The organism is Brevibacterium permense (assembly GCF_025506275.1).
Classification (GTDB): domain Bacteria; phylum Actinomycetota; class Actinomycetes; order Actinomycetales; family Brevibacteriaceae; genus Brevibacterium; species Brevibacterium permense_A.
The window spans coordinates 27,602-47,613 of sequence record NZ_QYCP01000093.1 but is presented as its reverse complement, the minus strand read 5'-3'; the positions used below and the strand labels follow the sequence as shown (position 1 = coordinate 47,613).

The window sequence follows — 20,012 nt, the reverse complement described above, 5'->3', positions numbered from 1 at the left end:
TACGATCACGATATGTCGACCGAAGCCCGGAACACTGCCCCTGCCACAGCGGTCGAGGTGCGCGGCGCCCGCGTGCACAACCTGCAGAACATCGACGTCGACGTCCCTCTGAATACCCTCGTCGCCATCGCCGGCGTCTCCGGTTCGGGCAAATCCTCGCTGGCCATGGGAGTCCTCTACGCCGAAGGCTCCCGCCGCTATATCGAAGCTCTGTCGACGTACACCCGTCGACGCATGGCTCAAGCCGCCCGCGCCGACGTCGACACCGTCCGCCACATCCCCGCCGCCCTTGCTCTGCGGCAACGACCCGGTGTCCCCGGTGTGCGCTCGACGTTCGGCACCTCGACCGAGCTGCTCAACGTCATCCGCCTGATGTTCTCCCGCCTGGCCTCCCACCTCTGCCCGAACGGACACCGGCAGGAACCGACTCTCAACGTCGCTGCCGAGGAGCCGTTCGACTGCCCCGAATGCGGTGAGACCGTCCACGCTCCCGGCGCCGAGGAGCTCGCCTTCAATTCCGGTGGAGCATGCCCCCGCTGCGAGGGCATCGGCACCATCAGAGAAGTCGACGATGCCTCCCTCATCCGCGACCCCGACCTGTCGATCGACGACGGCACCGTCATCCCCTGGCAGATGTTCGGCTTCAACGTCCAACCGCAGATCGCCCGCGAATTCGGAGTCCGCACCGATGTTCCCTGGCGCGACCTCAAGGACTGGGAACGCGAGATCGTCTTCGCAGGCCCCGAAGAGAAGAAGCACATCACGGTCACCTCGAAGAAGGGGCTCCACGACCTCGACTTCACCTTCCGCAATGCCCGTCTGACCGTAACCGAGGAACTCAAACGGGCAGACAACGAGAAACGGTTCGCCAGGGTCAGTCGGTTCCTCTCCGAGCAGGTCTGTCCCGACTGCGAGGGCACCCGCCTCTCCCTCTCCGCCCGTGCACCGCGCATCGGTGAAATCGGCCTCGCCGAGGCGACCGCCATGACCCTCGATGAACTCGTCGAATGGGTTGCGGACGTTCCGGCCGGCCTTCCCTCATCGATGCAGTCCATGACCCGATCATTGGTGGACGCCCTGCTCGGTATGGCCCGTCGGCTGCTCGACCTCGGACTCGGGTACCTCGCCCTCGACCGGGCCGGTTCGTCCCTGTCGACCGGTGAACGCCAACGCGTGCAACTTGCCCGCGCCGTGCGCAATGAGACCACCGGAGTCCTCTACGTCCTCGACGAACCCTCGATCGGTCTCCACCCCTCGAACATCACGGGCCTTCAGGGCGTCATCACCGACCTCCTCGACGAGGGGAACTCCGTCGTCATGGTCGACCACGACCCGCTGGTCCTCCGCCATGCCGACTACCTCATCGAGATCGGTCCCGGGTCCGGTCGCAACGGCGGAACGGTCGTCGCCACCGGCACTGTCGCCGACATCGACAACCATCCCGAATCCCGCATCGGCCCCTATCTCACCGACCGTGCCGAAACCCTCGTACGCAACCCCGCGGCCTCCTCGGCGACCTTCGATCACGGACGGATCCGGCTGCGCACCGCACCGATCCACACGGTCCACGCCCTCGACGCGGAGATACCGCGGCAGCGACTGACCGTCGTCACAGGAGTGTCCGGATCGGGCAAGACCACCCTCGTCCTCGACAGCCTCGTCCCCGCGCTCAAGGCCCCCGGCGAACGTTCGCGGCCCGTTCATGTGCGTGACATCGACGCCGACGGGATCGACCGAGTCAACGTCGTCGACGCCACCCCGATCGGCATCAACGTCCGCTCGACCGTGGCCACCTATTCCGGAGTCCTCGACGACCTCCGACGTGCATACGCCCGACTCGATTCGGCCAAGGACGCCGGGCTCACGGCCGGGGACTTCTCGTACAACACTGGTTCGCTGCGGTGCCCGAAATGCGAAGGCACCGGCGAGATCACCCTCGATGTGCAGTTCCTCCCCGATGTCGACATCCCCTGCCCCGACTGCGGAGGCCGCCGGTACAGTCCGGATGCGGATGAATATCGCCGTGCCTCGGATGCCGATGGTCAACCGCTGTCGCTGCCGGAACTGTTGGCGATGACCGTCGCCGAGGCGCTCCCCCACCTCACCGAGATGCGCAAGGTCCACGCCCGGCTGAGGGCGCTGGACGATGTGGGACTCGGATACCTCACTCTCCACGAGGCAACCCCTGCACTGTCCGGCGGTGAGGCACAGCGGCTCAAGCTCGCCACCGAGCTCGGGAAGTCACAGCAGCACACGCTCTTCGTCTTCGACGAACCGACGGTGGGCCTGCACCCCGAGGATGTGCGCGTGCTCGTGCGCGTCTTCCAACAGCTTCTCGACCAGGGCGGAACGGTCCTGGTCATCGAACACGATCTCGACATGATCGCCAACGCCGACTGGATCATCGACCTCGGCCCCGGTGGAGGCCAGGATGGCGGGCAGATCGTCGCGACGGGAACCCCGCATCAGGTCGCGGATACCTCGAACAGCGTGACTGGTGAGTACCTCAAGGGGCATCTGGCCGAAGCGAGGTAAAGGAAACGGCCCCGTCCTCAGCAGAGAACGGGGCCGAATTCGCAAGGGGCCGAATGCGGGGCAGACCAGGTCTCAGCCCGGCTCTTCCTCGGTCTCCTTCGCCTTCTCGGCCTTGGTGAAGGCCTGGTATTTCCGAATGACTTCGAGCGCCGGACCATCGGCGAGCAGCTCGCCCTTCTCGATCCACAGCGCACGGTTGCACGTGTCTTTGATCGTACGCATCGAGTGCGAAACGAGGAAAACCGTACCGGCATTCTCACGGATGGAACGGATACGGCCCTCGGAACGATCACGGAACTTCTTGTCACCGACGTTGAGCGCCTCATCGACGATGAGGATCTCGTGCTGCACCGAGGTTGCGATCGCGAACTTCAGTCGCTGGGACATGCCCGAGGAGTAGGTGCGCATGGGCAGGTCGATGAAGTCCTCGAGCCCGGTGAACTCGACGATGTCGTCGAACTTCGCGTCGATCTCATCACGGGTGAGCCCCAGGGCCAGAGAACCGAGGATGATGTTGCGAGCACCGGAGAGGTCCGGAATCAGGGCGGCACCGACGCCGAGGAGGTTCGGCCGTGACGTTGCATAGATCGCGCCCTCGGAGGTCGGGGTCAGCCCGGTGATCGACCGCATGAGCGTGGACTTGCCGGAGCCGTTGCTGCCGATGATGCCGATCGATTCGTTCTTGTGAGCGACGAAGCTGATGCCTTTGAGGGCGTGAACCTCTCGCAGCTCCCGCTTCCGCCCCATCACGTTCTTGCTTCCCAGCTTGAGCTTCTTGCCCGTGGCCAGGGTCTTGTAGCGGACGTGGACGTTGTCGCAGACGACGACGGGTGGGTTGTTCCTGGTCACCTCGGGGAGGTTGCCGGTGTCGAACGAATTCTCGTCACTCATCACGACCGAACCTTTCCTCGGCCTGCCAGAAGAACACGAAGCCGATGATGAAGATGCCGAATGCCCAGATGGCCAGGTGCCAGAAGTAGTCGTAGGGAACGACTCCGTCCTTCATGAGGATGCCGCGAGCGATCGACAGCACATTGTTGATCGGCTGCCAATCAGCGAACGGCTGAAGTGCGGGATTGATCTTGTCGACCATGATCTTGAGGTCGAAGAAGACACCGGAGGTGTAGAAGATCATTCGGGATATGAAAGGGGTGACCTGGGAGAGGTCCCGGAAGTGGACCGTTGCGCGAGCGAAGATGAACGCCACACCCTGGTTGAAGACCCAGAACAGGAAGACCAGCGGGATGAAGAGGAACCAGTCCCAATCAGGTCTCGCGCCGAAGATGATGACGATGAGCGCCATGAAGAGGAGGGTGGGGATGAAGTCGAGCAGGTTCTGGAACACCTTGGCAATCGGCAGCACGATGCGCGGGAACGGCAGCGATTGGACGAGTGAGGCATTCGAGATGATCGACTTCGCTCCCCCGTTCATCGAGGTGTTGAAGAACTCGAGGATGAAGACGCCGATGACGACGAAAGGGGCGAAGTCCGGCGGTCGAGCTGTTGCACCCTGCATGATGACGCCGAAGACCGTGCCGTAGATAAGTGCCGAGAACGACGGGCGCAGCAGCACCCAGGCCATGCCGAGGCGGTTGCGCTCGTTCTCGGACTGCATCCGGTACTTCGCAAGCGTGTACGTGAAGTCGCTTCGGTTGAGAAGCTGTTTGACGTACTGGGGCAGAGACGGCCGTCCACCCACTCTCTCGAGTCCGTGCTCGGCAGCAAGCCTAGCCATATCCATGAACAGAAAAATCTCTCGTCGGCGACTGGGGATAGAACAGAAAGAGTCTACGGGATGAGACTAGCGCAGACTCACAGTCGGCTGTGAGCCTTGAAGTCGAAGTCGGGGTCGGCGATCTGAGCTCTCGTCGGAATCTTATTACCGCCGAGTACCCGTCGGGCCGCTGCCTGCATCGGCGGCCAGTTGAATGTCTCGACACCGACAAGCATCGACTCCGGGTCGGGTCCGTCGAAGTGGAAGACCTGGAACTTCGCTCCGCTGGGGTCGTATCGGACGATCGTGTCGTCGGCGTCGGGGCCCGTCAGACCCGCCGTGAATACCTTCTCCGGGCCTTGGAAGCTCCAGTGCCAGGGGACGTCCGACCAGACTTTCATACCGTTGTCCGAACCTGCGCCCGAAGCGGATTCGGGGTCGTTCGCGCCATTGCCCGAGGCCGTTTCCGATCCCTCACCGAGGAGTTCGGCGAGGAATTTCCCGTGGCTTTCGGCCACTGGTTCACAGGCCCAGGGGCGGTCGAGCGCATAGGGTCCGTCGGTGACGATGGCGCAGTCACCGGCGGCGAAGACACCAGGATGAGATGTTGCCAAACTCTCATTCACATCCCACGCATGAGCGGGTCGGTGGCCGTCGATCGGAATCAGCCGAGGACGGGCTCCGACACTGGTAATGAATAGGTCATGAACTTCGGCTGGAATGTCGTCCGGGCTCGAGGTGTGGGTGACGAACTCGACTCCGGCGGCCTTGTGCTTCTCGAACAGCGCCTGCCTCACGGGAGCGGAGAGCTGTTTGCGCAGGGGTTCGTCCCCACGCAGATAGACCGTGGCGCGGTGACCGGCAGACACCGCCGAGGTGGCCACTTCCATTCCGAGATAACCGGAGCCCAGCACCCCGACGTTGAGGGTTTCGGTCGCGTTGTTCACACGCTTGAGGATCCATTCGGCGTCGGCGAGGTCATAGACCGGCAGTGCGTCCGGGTAGGCGGGGACCTCCGGGCGGTTCGCTTCCATCCCGGTGGCGAGGATGCAGTGGGTGAAGTCGATGGACTCCCCTGATGCCAGGTGGACGGTGCCTGCGGTGGCGTGATGGTCAGTCAGCGGATGGGGGTGTCGCTGGGTCTCGGCGGTGTAGCGGGAGTCGGCGGCCGCCTCGGCGAGAGTGATCTCTTCTGCCCGGTCACGGACGAAGGTTATGTGCTCGGTCGATTCGAGGTGGTAGGGCAGGTGGTGGCGGGAGCCATCGAAGAGGTGCTTCGACAGCGGCGGCCGCTCACACGTTTCGCCGGCCTGGGGGTCGATGACGGTGACGGCCTGACCGCGCGCGTTCAGCTCCCGCGCCGCGGTCGTGCCGGCCAATCCCGCACCGATGATGACGATCCGCTTGCTCATGTCTCCATGCTAGCCCCGATGGAGTGTGCTCGTACGAGGTCAGGAGGGCACAGAACAATTCTTCAAAGGAGTGCCATCACAATAGCGCTGCAGGTTGTCTATGAACAGTGCGGTGAAACTGTCATGACGCTCCACCGTCTCCCCTGCCATATGTGGGCTGATCACGACGTTGCGAGTACTGAGGAGCGGATGGTCGCCGGGAAGTGGCTCCGGTGCGGTCACATCCAGCACCGCCAAGGAAGCAGGCCTGGCCGCAAGCACGTCGGCCAGAGCAACCTGGTCAACGGTGCTGCCACGACCGACGTTGACGAAGACTGCAGCACGTCTGAGCCTTTCCAGCAAGTGCCTATTGATGAAACCTTCAGTGGACGGCGCTGCCGGCAGACACGCCACGACGACATCGAAATCGCCGATTCTTTCGGGAAGCTTCTCAGCACTCACATACTCATCAAAGATCGGGTCCAAGTGCAGCGGCTGACGCCGGAAGCCGGCGACTGCCCCGAATCCCGCCCTCTTGAGTGCTCTTGCGCACCGGGTGCCGATGCCTCCTGCGCCGAGAACCAAGGTCGTCACTGATCGGTTGGCAAGCGGCTCCCGCGGTACCCAGCGATGCTGCTGGGTATCAAGCACAGATACGTGAAGTCCTTTCGACCACTGGAGGACAGCACCCAAGACGAATTCGGCGATCGCTATGTCGAGCACTCCTCTCGAATCCGTAAGCATCACACCGCGGTGCTCAAGAAACTGAAGATCGATTTGATCGAGACCTGCCATATTCACGTGTATCCACTTCAGGGCGGGAGCAAGATCAAGAAGGGACTCCATGTCAGTCCAGAAGCCACCACGTATGAGCATGACCTCGGTACGTGGGTCCAAGGTACTGATCGCTTCTGGAAGCAGACGTTGCAGCTCCACGTAAGACGGGAGGTTCACAAACAGCGGCGAGTCCGCTCCTCCCGGTCGATCGAGGATGGCAACTCTGAGCTTGGCAGTCCCTAACATTGCCCTTACCCTCCGTTTGATCGGCGCGCATCGGTCTTCGCCAGTTGACTCTCGGATAACGAGGAAGTCGATCCAGGCGGATTGAAGAGCCAGTCCGGGCCCGAGACACCGACATAAGAACTGCAGGCAACCATGTTCCACACACGTTTGTACGTGTCCGTCTGCATCATGATCTCCGACTTCTTGATCCCGTCTATCGCTCCGAGAACATCTGTCATAAACGCGTGCATATCAGTGTGATATTTCAGTACGAATTGTCCGACGAGGTTGTACCGTCCAGCCGTCGCAAAGAGAGTCTTGGTCTCTTTCATCGCAGCGAGTTCCGTGCCGATGGCTGACAGTCGAGACGGTTCGACATTGAGCCACGCCCAAAAGGAAGTCTGAAAGCCCAGCCGTTCAGGTTCGACAAGCACACGGAAGGACACGATGTCCCGCCTGATCAGAGATTCCAGGATTCGCCGTGCAGTGCTCTCGGACTTCCCGATCGGCTCTGCCAAGTCACTGAGCGAGGTCCGTCCGTCTTCGAGTAGCAGTCCGAGCACAATCGATTCTTCACGAGACAGCCGTGACTCCATCCTCTCCTGCCGTACGTCTATTTCGCGTTTCACCGTGTCAGGCAACCAGTCTTGGCCGGAAGTGTAGGTGTGAGTTGCCACGAACAATTCCGCTTCAACATCAAACTGCAGGGTGATCTCGTGGATCACTCGTTGCATTCCGACGAGTGAAGGCATGACGATCTCGGCGACGCATCCCGCCGACCCTGCGACCGCAGCGACGTACCGCACATCGTGCCGGACTTGCAGCGATTTCAGGAAGTCCGGGCGCGATGAATCCCTGCCGCGGAATTGGATCATAACGGGGACAGCGAGATCGAGACGCGCTACGTCCACCCGGCCGGTGACGCGTAGACGCCCATCGCTTTGGAGCGATTCGAATCGCCGTCGGACGGTGCTCGTTGAACTGTTCGCCATTGCAGCAATGTTGGACCATGCTGCGCGCCCGTTCTTGTGGAGGGCGCGGACGATCTCCTGATCGAGATCATCCAAGACCGCCGGACTTGGTTCCTCAAGTGATGGACTCATTTGGTGGATTCCTTCATCAGTAACCTACTTAATGAGCAAATATAGCGCATGAACACTTGACATGACATATATATTCATAGTTGTATTTAGAGACAACGACTCACGCCGAGTGCACCTGATGACTGATCGACCAATCAAAGACGATCCCGACCACAATCGAGGTAACCCATGGCTGTATCCGCATTCGCAACGAAGGCAGTGTCTCGGACTGCTCAGATCGGCGCTCTCGCAACATCTCTGGCTCTTGTCATCTCCGGCTGCTCAGCAGGTGACGAAAATAGCACGGTCGCCGAAGACTGTAAGCCCACCGCTGAAGTCGACACACTGCACAAGGGGAAGCTCACAGTTCTCGTTGCCGAACATCCTCCTTTCGTCACCACCGAGAACGGAGAACTCACGGGCATCGAAGGCGAGCTCATCAACGAGATCGCTTCAGATCTCTGCCTCGAAGTGGACTCGTCGACGACATCATTTTCAGCGGTCATCGAAGGTCTCCAGTCCGGCCGCGCTGATCTTTCAGCAGGAAACTGGACTGTCAACGACCAACGCAGAGAGATCTTCGAAGTCAGTGACGGGCTCTATGAAGGAGGAATGGGAGTCGTCACGCGCGGCGAGGATCTCACCGACGTCGACTCGCTCAATGGGAAGACGCTGGGGACACCGCAGGGATACCTGTGGATCGATCAGCTGCACAAGCTCTACGGCAAAGGCGCCATCCGCGAGTACCAGTCTGACAACGCAGTCCTCGACGATGTCAAAGCGAAGCGGATCGACGTCGGAGTGGTCAGCATCCTCGCCAATACATGGAGGCTCACACAGGACCAGTACTCCGATCTCAAGATCAACAAGATGCAGGATTCGCCTGACCTGCCATACACCCAGGCACCGCCCCTCTCGGTCGTCCTCGTCAAAAAGGGCAACATTGCCCTCAAGGATGCCACGAACCAGACGATTGCCGAGTATAAGGATTCCGGCGATATCGACAAGAGCTTCGAGAAGTACGGCCTTGATCCGGCACTCGTGACACCTAACGACGACTCAGACTCCAAGTGATCACCGAGCAGACAGAGAGGAATCCCGAGAATGTCTGAGCCCCGAGTGCTGCTCGACGCAGAGTCCATCGAGAAATCGTTCAAGGACAACGAGGTCCTCAAGGGGATCACTTTGAAGGTGCACGCTGGCGAAGTGATCGCTCTCATCGGACCGAGCGGAGCCGGCAAGAGCACGTTCCTCAGATGCCTCAACTATCTCGAGCGCCCGACCGGCGGAAGCCTGAGCCTCGACGGAGCACCGGCGTTCACCGACCCGCTTGGACCGACGAAGGCAGAACTGCTCCGACTCCGCCGCCGAGTGGGAATGGTCTTCCAGAGCTTCAACCTGTTTCCACACCTGAGCGTCCTAAAGAACATTGTGCTGGCTCAGAAGCTCAATGGGCTCAGAGGCAACCTCGAAGCCGAAGAGTACGCACGCGAGCTGCTGGGACAAGTCGGACTCGACGAAAAGGCTCATGCCAAACCCGCAGAGTGCTCGGGCGGTCAGCAACAGCGAATAGCGATTGCCCGAGCGCTGTCTCTCGATCCCGAGCTCATGCTGTTTGACGAGCCCACATCTGCGCTTGATCCGGAAGTCGGGAACGATGTCCTCAACGTTATGCGCGATCTGGCCGATCGCGGCACCACAATGATCGTCGTCACCCACGAGATGAGGTTCGCGGAGCGCGTTGCCGACCGAGTCCTATTCCTCGACCGCGGAGGCATCCTCGAAGAGGGGGCCCCGGAACAGGTCTTCCACAACCCGTCTCACGAGCGGACCCGTGAGTTTCTCCAAGCGGTGCTCGACAGATGAGCGACTTCTCATTCGTATCTGTACTCCAGACTCTGGTCGCGGGATTAGGAATCACGATCCTCATGACTGTCGTCTCCTTCGCAGCCGGTACATTGCTCGGGATCCCCCTCGCACTCATGCGAACGTCGAAGCTATGGGGGGTGCGGTTTCCGGCAATGGCTGTCATCGACATCTCGCGTGGGATTCCACCGCTCGTCTGGCTGCTCATCATCTACTACGGCCTCAGCCCGGCCCTACCGCTCGAACCGCTTCCCGCTGCACTCATCGGCCTGAGTATCATATCTGCCGGCTACCTTGCGGAGAACTTCAGAGCAGGCATCGATAACGTCCATACAGGTCAGAAAGAAGCAGCGGCGGCACTGGGGCTCACTCCGAGCAATCAGTTCTGGCGAATCGTGGCACCGCAAGCGCTCAATATTTCGATCCCTCCTTCTGCTTCATATGCGGTCGCCCTACTCAAAGACACTGCCATCGCGTCGATCATCGGTGTCGCCGACATCATCTTCCTGGCACAGAACGAGGTCTCGCGCGGCGGCTCGGCAGTCTTCGTGTTCGCTGTCGCGGCCGTGTTGTACCTCCTGGCGGGAATTCCCCTGTCCTACTTCTCACGCTACATCGATGGCGTCGTGCGCTCGAAGGTGGTCTCCGTCTGATGTTCGATCACTGGCTCGAATGGCTGCCTCAGCTGCTCAGCGGATTGAGAACCTCGCTTCTTCTCACGGCATGCGTCGCCGTCATTGGCTTTCCGCTCGGCCTCGTCCTCGGTCTCCTTAGCACCGCACCCAACCGCGCGGTACGGGCGCTTTTCATCGCTTTCATCGAAGTATTCCGAGGTATACCACTCCTCGCCGTCATCTATCTTCTGTACTTCGGGCTGCCTGCCGCCAGCGTGACGATGACAGCCTTCGCCACAATAGTCGTCGGCCACTCGCTCAACCTCGGTGCCTATTCCAGCGAAGTGTTCCGTGCTGGCATCCTTCATGTCGGCATCGGACAGCGTGAGGCTGCAGCGAGCCTGGGAATCACAGGGCAGAAGGCCTTCTTCCACGTCGTGCTCCCACAAGCCATGCGCGCCATACCAGGCCCGCTCATGTCGATGCTCATCATGGTGTTCCAATCGACATCGCTCGCATTCGCAATCGGCGTTTCCGAGATGACGAGCACAGCGTTCTCGATCGGCTCCATGACATTCGAATATTTCAATGTGCTCGTTCTGGCGGGTCTGATCTACGCCGTGCTCTGCATAGTCTCTGCACGCATCGTTGCTCGAATAGAGGAGAAACTGAATTGACCACTGACGCTGGCACACCCAACAGGGACAGTGTCCTCTTCACCCCGTTCTCGATCGGCGGTGTGGAGGTCAAGAACCGAATCGTCAGCACCGCGCACTCGAATCGCTACACCATCGGAGGGCTGCCGACGTCACGCTATCGCCATTATCAAGAGGAGAAAGCAAAAGGCGGCGTCGGGCTCATCACCATCGGTGGCTCCGCTGTCGTCAGCCGCGACAGCGCCCCAGCCTTCGGAAATATCACAATGTACCGCGATGACGTCATTCCACCTCTCAAGGAGATTGCTGGTGCCTGCCAGCAGCATGGAAGCAAAGTCTTCATTCAGCTCACCCACCTAGGGCGCAGGACCGGCGACCACGACTCCGACTGGCTGCCTACAGTGTCCTCCGTATCGATGAGGGAACCGGCTCATCGCTCATACCCCAAAGCGGCCGAAGCCTGGGATCTCGATCGCATCGTCGATGACTTCGTCTCTGCCGCCCAGAGGGCTCGGGCTGCGGGCATCGATGGGATCGAACTCGAACACTATGGGCATCTGCTCGACGCCTTCGCCTCCCCCTGGCATTTGTCACAGCTTGACCCTGACTCACAGAAGTTCGCCCGCGAATTCCCCAGGCGAGTCATCAGAGCCGTCAAAACGGTGACTGGGCCTGATATGGCTCTCGGCATAAGAATGTCGGTCGACGAACTGCGCGTGGACGGCCTCGGGCAGGAGTCTGCTTTAGCACTACTGAATCAGTACATCGCCGACGGAATCGACTTCGTCAACGTCATAGTTGGCACCATCGAGTCTCAGGGGAAGATGACCGACGTCATTCCGGGATCAGGAAAACTGTCGGCGCCTTTCCTCGACATCGTCGCAGGCGTGAAGAGAGCGGTGAACATCCCAGTCATCCATGCTGCGAAGATCGACGACTTCACCACAGCGGAATACGCAGTCCAAGAAGGCAAACTCGATCTCGTCGGCATGACCCGAGCCAACATCGCGGATCCATATCTTGTCACGAAGGTCCAACAAGGCAAGCCAGACCAGATCCGGCCGTGCATCGGAGCACGCCTTTGTTTGGAAGCCGGAAGCACCGGCGGAATGGTGTGCCTGCACAATCCAGCGGTCGGTCGTGAAGATGTACTCAAGCACGAAATCGACCGCGACGTCGAGAACCGCAAGAACGTCGTCATCGTGGGAGCGGGTCCGGCAGGATTGGAAGCAGCACATGTCGCTGCCAAGCGCGGACACCGCGTCACTGTCTTCGAGGCAGCATCCGAACCCGGAGGGCAGATGGCGATGATCGCCCGCCTCCCGCGAAAACGCGAATTCGGTGGAGCGGTCGACTGGCGCCTTTCCCAAGCCCAACAGCACGGTGCTGAGTTCAGATTTGATGTCTATGCCGAAGATACCGATGTCCTCAATCTCTCGCCGGACACGGTCATCATCGCAACAGGGGGCATACCCCGCTCCGCTGCAGATGTCGGCATCAAAGGCGGGCACCTCATCCGCGACACGTGGGAAGCGTTCGAAGCATCCGGCCAGCGACTCGGCCACAGCGTCCTGTTCGATGACGAAGGCCGCTACTCCTCACTGGATGCTCTAGAGCACCTCGCCAAGAGTTCCGAACGGGTAACGTATGTGACTCCGGAGCGAACCCTTGGAATCGACGTCGGCACGCTGAATTTCGCCGACTATCAATCGGTCTTCGATACTCATCGCATTGATGTGAAACTTGCCCGCTACGTGACCTCGTCCAAGAGGAATCCGGATCGTACGTTTCGAATCGAATTGACTGGGGAATCGACTGACGTCCTAGAGGCACTCAATTGCGATGCTGTCTACTATTCGGGCGGAACATGGCCGAACGAGGAGCTCTACACCGCACTCAGAGAGTATTCGAGCAACGACGGGCGGATAGACATTGAAGCCTTCATCGGCGCGAAGCCGCAACCCGATACGGGGCCCTCCGGTTTCCGGCTCTTCAGGGTCGGTGATGCCGTCTCCAGCAGGACTATTCATTCCGCGATACTCGACGCCCACCGCATCGCCCTGACAATCTGAACTCGAGGCCACGCTATGAAGGTTGCAGTCATCGGACTCGGCGCAATAGGTGCCCAGATCTTTTGGAATCTCGCAAGAACCTCCGGGATCGACGTCGTCGGTTTCGAATCTGCTTATGTAGGGCATCCCTTTGCAGGGGCGGGTGGCGAAAGCCGGCTCTACCGCAATCTCGAGGTCGGTGACCTCGACTATGTTCCCGTCATCCGTCGTGCACAGGATCTCTGGAACGAACTAGCCACCGAGGCCGACCGGAGTCCGCGCCGACTCACCGGCGTTCTCTTCATCGGCGAGCCCGACAACCCTCAGGTGACCAACGCTCTGGAGTCTGCGGCGATGCTCGATGCACCTCATGAGACACTCAGCGCTCGAGACATCACTGAGCGCTTCCCGCAGTTGTCTCCAAGGTCCGAGGAGATCGGAATCTGGGATACCGAGGCTGGGGTCATCGACCCGGCAGCGACAGTCACCGCGGCAGTCGCACGCGGCGTCGCGCAAGGCGGTGACGTCCGTGAATACACACGTATCGATCACCTTGAATCACGAGAGACAGGAGTGCGACTGCACACCTCACGAGGCTTCTTGGACTTCGACCGAGCTGTTGTCGCCTGCGGCGGATGGACGACGAAGCTCGTACCCGACCTCCGAGATTTCGTCGTATCGAAGAGGCTGACCTCTGCGTGGTTCGCGGGGACCGATGACAGTGCACTCTACGGCCTCCCACCCTTCATGCGGGCTGCACCGCACTACTGTTACGGGATTCCGACGCCGGACGGGCTGACAGTCAAGCTCGGTCTCGGCTTCAATGATCATTTCCCGACGGCAGACCCGGATACGGTCGAACGTGACCTGCAAGGAGACGCCGCACAAATCGAAATCGAGCGGTTTAATCGCAAAGTCGCGGACCTTCTTCCCACCCTGCAGCCGAACCCGGTGCGCCTTGACACGTATATCGAGAGCTATACGCGAACAATGCACGAACACGTCCGACTGCACCCGGACGACTCAAATATCGCCGTGTTGACCGGGTTCTCCGGGCATGGTTTCAAGATCAGTCCTGCGATCGGAGAGGCCGGTGCCCAGCTCATCACCACGGGCCGCACAGATTTGGATCTGGAATTCCTCACACGAGCTTCACCTCTCTTTGACATCGAAGATGTCACCACAGGGGCAACGACTCATAATCCGCTGACTTCAAGCACCCCCATTTGACTAGATGCCTAGCTCGAATCAAACGAAGATCAGCACTCCGCTCAACTACAACCGAAAATAGGAGCATCTCTTGACCATTCAGACGCCGATCGCCACCTTCGACTGCTATCGCACGTTGGTCGACTTCGACCTGAACCGAGCGGCGCTGCCGATCGTTCAACATAGTCTGGACAAAGTTGGAGTCGACCACGAAGAATTCCTCGACAACTTACGTGTCGCACGTTTCTACGCTGTCGCGCAGGGTCCTTATACCCGGTATCAGGATCTTATACGGAAGACACTGGAGACGACGATGCTTCAGCACGGAGCGCCGTATGACACCGCCTACGGTGACCAATTGGTGGAGGACGCGAAGAACTTTCCCGTCTTTCCCGAGGTGCCCGCGGCCTTACGCGCGCTCAAAGAGAAAGGAGTCGAGCTGGCAATCATCTCCAATTCGGACCGAGACTTCATTCCCCATCACGTCGCGACGATCGGTGTGGAGTTCGACTTCGTCATCACCGCGGAGGACGCTGGTTGGTACAAGCCCCGAGACGGTGCCTTCGACCATCTCTTCCGGACCATTGATCGAGATCCTGCACTCATCACCCACGTCGCTCAAGGATGGGAATACGACATCATGCCGGCCAAGAAATACGGCGTCCGTCGAATTTGGGTCAATAGGTACAACAGGCCCGGAAGCAACTTCTATCAGCCCTATGTCGAAATTCCCGACCTCTCTGACCTTCCGGAATATTTCTGAGTACAACGAATCCGACTCGTTGTACACGACTTTGGGCTATTCCCGTTAAGGCGGATCATGCCGGTTTACTCGCCTTTCCGTCGCGCCAGAGCATGTCGGAGTGCGTGCCGCCGGAGCCGACGTATTTTGGCATCGATCTGCAGGCCCTTTTTGATAGTGTAGACGAGCTCCCTCCCATACCCGCAGCCCAGTCCGTGATCGGTCTTGACCCAGTCAAGGATGGCCCCAGCTTTGACAGGGCCGTCGTCGAAGCTCTCCTCCTTGACGAGGCCGATGAACTGGCGCAGAGTGAGTCCGGTTTTGTCTTCGATAGTGTCGAGGCAGGCCCGGAACGGTGTCGGGGTCCCTTCGGCAAAAGAAGATGCCGGGCGACACCGCGCGACGCGCGTCGGGCCCGCCCAGAAGAGAGGCGGGTCTCTTCGGCGGGCCCTTTCCACAGTTACGTAGTCCTCTGCAGACACTGCCACGGCAGGTGTCTCGGGTACTCGGCGCACTCCCTCAGAGCGCTCAAGCGACGTGCGAACGCCTCACCGGCTCAGAGTTCCGTAGTCTGAGTGCCGCCGCCGGGACGATCTCCGGTGATCTTGGATTTGACCATGCGCAGCAGTGCGCCAGCCTTTCCGCCCGGCAGCCCCCAGTGCTGGGCGGAATGGGTGATGACCTTGATGAGTCCGAGGTTCGGGTCGCGGCGGTCGTCGAACCACGCCTTGGCGGAATCCGACCAAAGGTCATCGATCTTGGCCTTGTCGTCGACGAACTTCACGCGTCCGGCCACCGACAGCCAGTTGCCTGCCTCAGCGATGCTGATATTGACCTCGGGGTTCGTCTGCAGCGCCTTCGCTTGGTCGCCGTCGAGGGCGAGGAAGAACCAGACGTCGGCATCCTCGGTGACCTCCTGAGGTGCCATCGGGTGGGCGAGGATCTTGCCACCGGCCAACGCAGTTGCGAACATCACGGATTCGCTGCCACGCAGGATCTTGACGACATCGGCCTGATCGAGCTTGTCCGTCGCAGCTTCTCCTGCGGGCTTCTGCCCATCTCCCGCAGCGGATACCTGGCCGGCTTCCGTGTCGTCGGTGGCGGCGGTGCGGACGGGGGCCTCGGAGTCCTCAGATTCGGAGTTCGGGGTATCCTCGGCGGCTTTCGATTCGTCGATCGCCGAATGCGAGCCGTCGGGATTGCGATGCAGTGTCACACCTTCTTCCTCCGCGGCCTTTTGAGCACGCGCCTCAACGTTCTGCTCGGTGTAACCGACTTCGGCGTGAGATTCCATGTCCGAAGTCCCGGCCAGCGGCTCTGCGGTCTCGTCCAGTTTTGCTGCGACGTCACGGGCCTTTTCCTCGGCGGGTGACTCGTCACGCTTGTCTCTGTTGTTCATGACCATTTCCCCTTCGCAGACGGTACTTGGCGCTGCAGTCGTTGACGCGAGCCGTTCCCGGTTCATGCGGGCCTTGGTCAGCTGGCTCGTCAACGACTACACGGTCATTCTCACATGGCTCTGCGGCTGGCAACAGCCCCCTGTGAGCTGCTGCGCGGAAGCCTCGGCGGCGCTTCCGAGGATCCCCGCGAGGTTGAAGACCACATCCGGTTCCGTGTGCAGGACTTCGTCGAGGACGGGCGGATCCGTGAGGTCACCGGTCGCAACTGTGACCCGATGATCGTCCGCCCAATGCGGGAGCCAGGAAGACCACGGCACCGGCCACCTCGGTGGGAATGCCGAACCGCCCCGGCGGTGTCTTCCCCCGACGAACCACCGATCCATCGGGATCCTCGGAAATGGGCCGAGCGGTCACCGTTCGTCGCTCTTCCCGGCTCGGCGCTGGCGGCTGCGGGGCCGCGGTCGAGCTCGCGGGAGTTCCGGGGCCGGCACACGGTCTCCGACGACATTGACGATCTCGCCGATCCCTTCGAATGAGATGCGCACTTCGTCCCCGGGCTCGAGCGCGGGGACCTCACGCCCCAGACCCCACAGCTCGCCGAGGCAGCCGCCGTTGCCGAATGTGCCCGAGCCGAGGACATCGCCGGGGACGATGCGGGAGTTCCGTGATGCGTAGGCGACGAGTTCAGGCATCGGCCACCCCATATTCGACATCAGGTCCTCGCCGACCAGGGTGCCGTTGATGCGAGCCTTTCCGCGCAGTTCGAGGAATCCCTCGTCGTCTTCGAAGCCGGTCAGCTCGTCGGCGGTGACGATCCACGGCCCGAGAGTCAGCCCGAAGTCTTTGCCCTTGCACGGGCCGAGCCGCACCTTCATCTCCCGTGACTGCAGGTCGCGGGCCGACCAGTCATTCATCACCGTGTACCCGAAGATGTGCTGTGCCGCGGCCTCAGCGTTCAGATTCTCTCCGCTGGAGTCCGGCACTCCCCCGATCACCGCGGCCAGCTCGGCTTCCATGTCCATCCGGTGTGTGTCCGGGATCGGCACGGCCTCGCCTGTGGCCCGCACCGTGTGCGGGTTGGTGAAGTAGAAGGTGGGGGCCTCGTACCATTCCGGAACCACTTCACTCTTGCCGTCCACCGAACCGCTGACCCCCTCGACATGCTCTTCGAAGGCGACGAAGTCCCGAATCGATGCCGGTACGACAGGCGGAAGAAGCGTGACGACCGAGAGCGCGTCGGCTCGGGTCACGCTGCCTGACTCGTTGGACTTCTGCACCCGGGCGTACAGTTCGTGCGCCGACGGCAGTCCCTCCGTCAACACCTGCGCCACCGTTCGACCGTCGGGGAACGGATGGAGCCGATCGTCGATGACAAACCCTTCGTGCACCTCGGTCGAACCGTGACGGTTCCAGCGTGCGATCCTCATCGGCTGTCTCCTTTCATCAATGAGCCACTTCCTGACACCGAGGCGGTTGTGTCGACCAGCGCCGAGGCGGTCGTTCCGGTGATGGCGCGCACGACGTCCTCGTCCATTCCCTGCGAGGCCAACCAGCCGCACACATCCTCGACCGGTTCGTCGAGTCCCATGTCGAAGGGGTAGTCGCTGCCGAGCACGATGCGATCAGCTCCGACGGCCTCGATGAGGTGGCGCAGATCCGAGGCGTCGTGGACGACGGTGTCGTACCAGATCTGCCCGAGATAAGACGAAGGTGCCCGTTCGCAGCCGCGTGCTTCCGGACGGACCTTCCAGGCACGGTCGGAACGGCCGATCGAGGTGGGCAGATACCCGCCTCCGTGCGCTGCAACGATCTTCAGCCGAGGATGGCGGTCGAGCACACCGGCGAAGATCAGGTGTGACAGCGCCACCGCGTTCTCCACGGGTTGGCCAACGGTGTTCGTCAGGTAGAAGCGGTCGAGTCGCTCGTCGAGGCTGCAGCCGAACGGGTGGATGAAGACGATGGCGCCGAGCTCTTCCATCCGGGCCCAGAACGGTTCGAGACGATCGTCGGAGAGCTCCACGTCCCCGGCGAACGAGGAGATCTCGATCCCGATCAGGCCCCGCCCGAGGATCGCGTCTTCTGCACATTCGACGATTCTGCTCGGGTGCTGCAGCGGAACCAATCCGAGTCCGAGAAGACGGTCGGGGGCACCGCCGATGTGCTCTGCGACGAGCAGGTTGGCTTCTCGGGCGATCCACACGGCCAGATCCTCATCGGCCCAGGGGTAGTAGTGGCTGGGTGAGGGGCTCACCCACTGCACGTCGACGCCCTGCTCGTCCATATCGGACAGTCGGACATCGAGGCGGGTGAGCCTCGGGAAGCGGTCGCGGATCATCTCACCCGACGCCTGCATCGAGGCCGCTCCGTTGCGGATGAATTCCAGTTCGTCGGCGCTGTCCATCTGTTCGGGTGCTCGTTGTCTCACGGACTCGAGCAGTTCCGGAAGCAGGAGGTGGGCGTGGACGTCTGTGATCGGAACGGGTGCGCCGGTTGTCACCGAGGCATCCCGTGTCGCGGCGGTGTTGTCTGCGTCGATCATGCGGGTTCCGCCATCGTTCGGGCCACGTCGAAGATGAGCCTGCCGGAGTCGGCTTCGGTGTCACCGTCCAACTGCCACTGCGCCAGTTGGGCTGAAGCATCAACGACGGCCTGCGCTCGAGGTAGGCGCCGAGCGTGGAACTCGGCCCAGAGCCCGTCGTCGATCCCGGCAGGAGCATCGTCCGTGGCGTTGCCCAGCAGCAGTTCCGTGAGGACTGAGGCATCCTCGAGCGATTGTGCAGCTCCCTGAGCGATCGTCGGAGGGCAGGTGTGCGCTGCGTCGCCGATGATCACCGTCGATCCGCGGTTCCACGCCGAAGGAACGAGATGAGAGGTGAACCGCGTGTAGTTGACTTCGACGTCTCCGGTCTCCAGCGACCGGCGGATATGGTTCCACGGACCACCGTAGGCTGCAGACTCGGCGATCATGACCTCGACACGTTCGTCGTTGGTCAGTTCGTCCCGCTCCTGTGCCTTTTCGACGAGAAACGCGTAGATCGTGCTCTCACTGGTCGGCGTGTATCCCGCGATGTAGACCGGACCGCCGTAGTACAGCTCACTGCTGCTGACTTCCGGGGGACGGGCCACGGAGACCCGCCAGATCCCCATCCCGTTGCGCACAGGCTCGACGTCGATGCCTATGAGCGAGCGGACGGCGGAGTGGAGCCCATCTGCGCCGATGACCAGGTCGAAGGGTCCGGCCACGTCCCCTGTGTCGGCAACGGCGCCGGCCTTGCCGACCTGCAACTGGACGGTCTCGCCTGTCTGTTCCAGGCCGCTGACCTCGCTGCCGAAATGGAGGTCGACTCCGACGGCTTCGGCGCGCGCGAGCATCACTCGGGCCAGATCCGGACGGTACATGCCCATACAGGCGGGATAGTCTGGTCCTCCGGTCTTCACATCTGGCAGATCGGCGACCATGGCGGCATCCGGACCGGGGGCTCTCAGCTTCAGCCCCTCGAACGGGTAACCATGAGCACGAAGGTCCTCCCAGATGCCGAGGCGATCGAAGATCCGCAGCGCATTTCCCTGCAGAGTGATGCCCGATCCCGAGAGGTTGAGCCCCGGCCGGGCCTCGTACAGGTCGACGCGAACTCCTGCGTCGGCGAGCCTGATCGCGGCCGCCAGTCCGGCGACTCCGGCCCCGACCACGGCCACGTGATCAACGGTTCGAAACATGGTTGAACCTCCTTGGTCTTCGAGAGTGATGTT

18 protein-coding genes are annotated in these 20,012 nt (G+C 61.2%); 8 read left to right on the top strand and 10 right to left on the bottom strand.

Annotation, left to right across the window (positions count from 1 at the left end; all coding sequences use genetic code 11):
- Window positions 1–12 precede the first annotated feature (12 nt).
- Entirely contained in the window at window positions 13–2,535 is a 2,523-nt protein-coding gene (locus tag D3I60_RS14375; protein ID WP_262776961.1) for an excinuclease ABC subunit UvrA, read from the top strand.
- Window positions 2,536–2,607: 72 nt separating this feature from the next.
- Here D3I60_RS14375 and D3I60_RS14370 read toward each other — a convergent pair whose 3' ends face one another.
- The 5 genes from D3I60_RS14370 to D3I60_RS14350 form a co-directional block, all read right to left on the bottom strand.
- Window positions 2,608–3,426, bottom strand: coding sequence for an ABC transporter ATP-binding protein (locus D3I60_RS14370; protein ID WP_262776960.1), 819 nt, complete (start codon window positions 3,424–3,426; stop codon window positions 2,608–2,610).
- A complete protein-coding gene (locus D3I60_RS14365) occupies window positions 3,419–4,270 on the bottom strand; it encodes an ABC transporter permease (RefSeq protein WP_262776959.1) in 852 nt (283 codons plus the stop codon). Before D3I60_RS14365 ends, D3I60_RS14370 begins: the two co-directional genes overlap by 8 nt.
- A gap of 77 nt (window positions 4,271–4,347) precedes the next feature.
- A complete protein-coding gene (locus tag D3I60_RS14360; RefSeq protein ID WP_262776958.1) occupies window positions 4,348–5,661 on the bottom strand; it encodes an FAD-dependent oxidoreductase in 1,314 nt (437 codons plus the stop codon).
- Window positions 5,662–5,700: 39 nt separating this feature from the next.
- Window positions 5,701–6,663 (bottom strand): D-2-hydroxyacid dehydrogenase, encoded by a 963-nt coding sequence (locus D3I60_RS14355; RefSeq protein WP_262776957.1) that lies wholly within the window; start codon window positions 6,661–6,663, stop codon window positions 5,701–5,703.
- A gap of 5 nt (window positions 6,664–6,668) precedes the next feature.
- A complete protein-coding gene (locus tag D3I60_RS14350) occupies window positions 6,669–7,745 on the bottom strand; it encodes an Lrp/AsnC family transcriptional regulator (RefSeq protein WP_262776956.1) in 1,077 nt (358 codons plus the stop codon).
- A gap of 168 nt (window positions 7,746–7,913) precedes the next feature.
- Here D3I60_RS14350 and D3I60_RS14345 point away from each other — a divergent pair, with 168 nt between their 5' ends.
- The 7 genes from D3I60_RS14345 to D3I60_RS14315 all read left to right on the top strand — a co-directional run bounded on the left by D3I60_RS14345 (window position 7,914) and on the right by D3I60_RS14315 (window position 14,883).
- Window positions 7,914–8,798 carry a substrate-binding periplasmic protein gene (locus tag D3I60_RS14345; protein ID WP_262776955.1) on the top strand — a complete coding sequence of 295 codons (885 nt, stop codon included), beginning with the start codon at window positions 7,914–7,916 and terminating at the stop codon, window positions 8,796–8,798.
- A gap of 30 nt (window positions 8,799–8,828) precedes the next feature.
- Window positions 8,829–9,590 carry an amino acid ABC transporter ATP-binding protein gene (locus D3I60_RS14340; protein ID WP_276584644.1) on the top strand — a complete coding sequence of 254 codons (762 nt, stop codon included), beginning with the start codon at window positions 8,829–8,831 and terminating at the stop codon, window positions 9,588–9,590.
- Window positions 9,587–10,243, top strand: a complete 657-nt coding sequence (locus tag D3I60_RS14335; protein WP_262776954.1) for an amino acid ABC transporter permease — start codon at window positions 9,587–9,589, stop codon at window positions 10,241–10,243. Before D3I60_RS14340 ends, D3I60_RS14335 begins: the two co-directional genes overlap by 4 nt.
- Window positions 10,243–10,881 carry an amino acid ABC transporter permease gene (locus D3I60_RS14330; RefSeq protein WP_262776953.1) on the top strand — a complete coding sequence of 213 codons (639 nt, stop codon included), beginning with the start codon at window positions 10,243–10,245 and terminating at the stop codon, window positions 10,879–10,881. The genes D3I60_RS14335 and D3I60_RS14330 overlap by 1 nt, the downstream gene beginning before the upstream one ends.
- Entirely contained in the window at window positions 10,878–12,932 is a 2,055-nt protein-coding gene (locus D3I60_RS14325; RefSeq protein WP_262776952.1) for an oxidoreductase, read from the top strand. The genes D3I60_RS14330 and D3I60_RS14325 overlap by 4 nt, the downstream gene beginning before the upstream one ends.
- A 15-nt stretch (window positions 12,933–12,947) precedes the next feature.
- The gene (locus tag D3I60_RS14320) at window positions 12,948–14,141 is read left to right on the top strand and encodes an FAD-dependent oxidoreductase (protein ID WP_262776951.1); all 1,194 of its coding nucleotides are present in this window, start codon (window positions 12,948–12,950) and stop codon (window positions 14,139–14,141) included.
- 70 nt (window positions 14,142–14,211) lie between these two features.
- Window positions 14,212–14,883 (top strand): HAD family hydrolase, encoded by a 672-nt coding sequence (locus D3I60_RS14315; protein ID WP_262776950.1) that lies wholly within the window; start codon window positions 14,212–14,214, stop codon window positions 14,881–14,883.
- Between the two features lie 65 nt (window positions 14,884–14,948).
- On the opposite strand, the gene D3I60_RS19195 is transcribed toward D3I60_RS14315, so the two are convergent.
- From D3I60_RS19195 to D3I60_RS14290, 5 genes are all read right to left on the bottom strand, one after another.
- Window positions 14,949–15,350 (bottom strand): DUF4287 domain-containing protein, encoded by a 402-nt coding sequence (locus tag D3I60_RS19195; RefSeq protein ID WP_346659576.1) that lies wholly within the window; start codon window positions 15,348–15,350, stop codon window positions 14,949–14,951.
- 68 nt (window positions 15,351–15,418) lie between these two features.
- On the bottom strand, window positions 15,419–16,261 hold the full coding sequence (locus D3I60_RS14305; RefSeq protein WP_262776949.1) for a pyridoxamine 5'-phosphate oxidase family protein: 843 nt from the start codon (window positions 16,259–16,261) through the stop codon (window positions 15,419–15,421).
- 411 nt (window positions 16,262–16,672) lie between these two features.
- Window positions 16,673–17,689 (bottom strand): fumarylacetoacetate hydrolase family protein, encoded by a 1,017-nt coding sequence (locus tag D3I60_RS14300; protein ID WP_262776948.1) that lies wholly within the window; start codon window positions 17,687–17,689, stop codon window positions 16,673–16,675.
- Entirely contained in the window at window positions 17,686–18,801 is a 1,116-nt protein-coding gene (locus D3I60_RS14295) for an amidohydrolase family protein (protein WP_262776947.1), read from the bottom strand. Before D3I60_RS14295 ends, D3I60_RS14300 begins: the two co-directional genes overlap by 4 nt.
- A complete protein-coding gene (locus tag D3I60_RS14290; protein ID WP_262776946.1) occupies window positions 18,798–19,979 on the bottom strand; it encodes an FAD-dependent monooxygenase in 1,182 nt (393 codons plus the stop codon). The genes D3I60_RS14295 and D3I60_RS14290 overlap by 4 nt, the downstream gene beginning before the upstream one ends.
- Window positions 19,980–20,012: the final 33 nt, after the last annotated feature.

Coding starts and splice junctions, on each gene's coding strand:
- D3I60_RS14365 (WP_262776959.1), bottom strand. CDS start 4,270: ATGGCTAGGCTTGCTGCCGAGCACGGACTCGAGAGAGTGGGTGGACGG.
- D3I60_RS14295 (WP_262776947.1), bottom strand. CDS start 18,801: ATGATCGACGCAGACAACACCGCCGCGACACGGGATGCCTCGGTGACA.
- D3I60_RS14340 (WP_276584644.1), top strand. CDS start 8,829: ATGTCTGAGCCCCGAGTGCTGCTCGACGCAGAGTCCATCGAGAAATCG.
- D3I60_RS14330 (WP_262776953.1), top strand. CDS start 10,243: ATGTTCGATCACTGGCTCGAATGGCTGCCTCAGCTGCTCAGCGGATTG.
- D3I60_RS14335 (WP_262776954.1), top strand. CDS start 9,587: ATGAGCGACTTCTCATTCGTATCTGTACTCCAGACTCTGGTCGCGGGA.
- D3I60_RS14370 (WP_262776960.1), bottom strand. CDS start 3,426: ATGAGTGACGAGAATTCGTTCGACACCGGCAACCTCCCCGAGGTGACC.
- D3I60_RS14320 (WP_262776951.1), top strand. CDS start 12,948: ATGAAGGTTGCAGTCATCGGACTCGGCGCAATAGGTGCCCAGATCTTT.
- D3I60_RS14345 (WP_262776955.1), top strand. CDS start 7,914: ATGGCTGTATCCGCATTCGCAACGAAGGCAGTGTCTCGGACTGCTCAG.
- D3I60_RS14355 (WP_262776957.1), bottom strand. CDS start 6,663: ATGTTAGGGACTGCCAAGCTCAGAGTTGCCATCCTCGATCGACCGGGA.
- D3I60_RS14305 (WP_262776949.1), bottom strand. CDS start 16,261: ATGAACAACAGAGACAAGCGTGACGAGTCACCCGCCGAGGAAAAGGCC.
- D3I60_RS14350 (WP_262776956.1), bottom strand. CDS start 7,745: ATGAGTCCATCACTTGAGGAACCAAGTCCGGCGGTCTTGGATGATCTC.
- D3I60_RS14300 (WP_262776948.1), bottom strand. CDS start 17,689: ATGAGGATCGCACGCTGGAACCGTCACGGTTCGACCGAGGTGCACGAA.
- D3I60_RS14360 (WP_262776958.1), bottom strand. CDS start 5,661: ATGAGCAAGCGGATCGTCATCATCGGTGCGGGATTGGCCGGCACGACC.
- D3I60_RS14290 (WP_262776946.1), bottom strand. CDS start 19,979: ATGTTTCGAACCGTTGATCACGTGGCCGTGGTCGGGGCCGGAGTCGCC.
- D3I60_RS14375 (WP_262776961.1), top strand. CDS start 13: ATGTCGACCGAAGCCCGGAACACTGCCCCTGCCACAGCGGTCGAGGTG.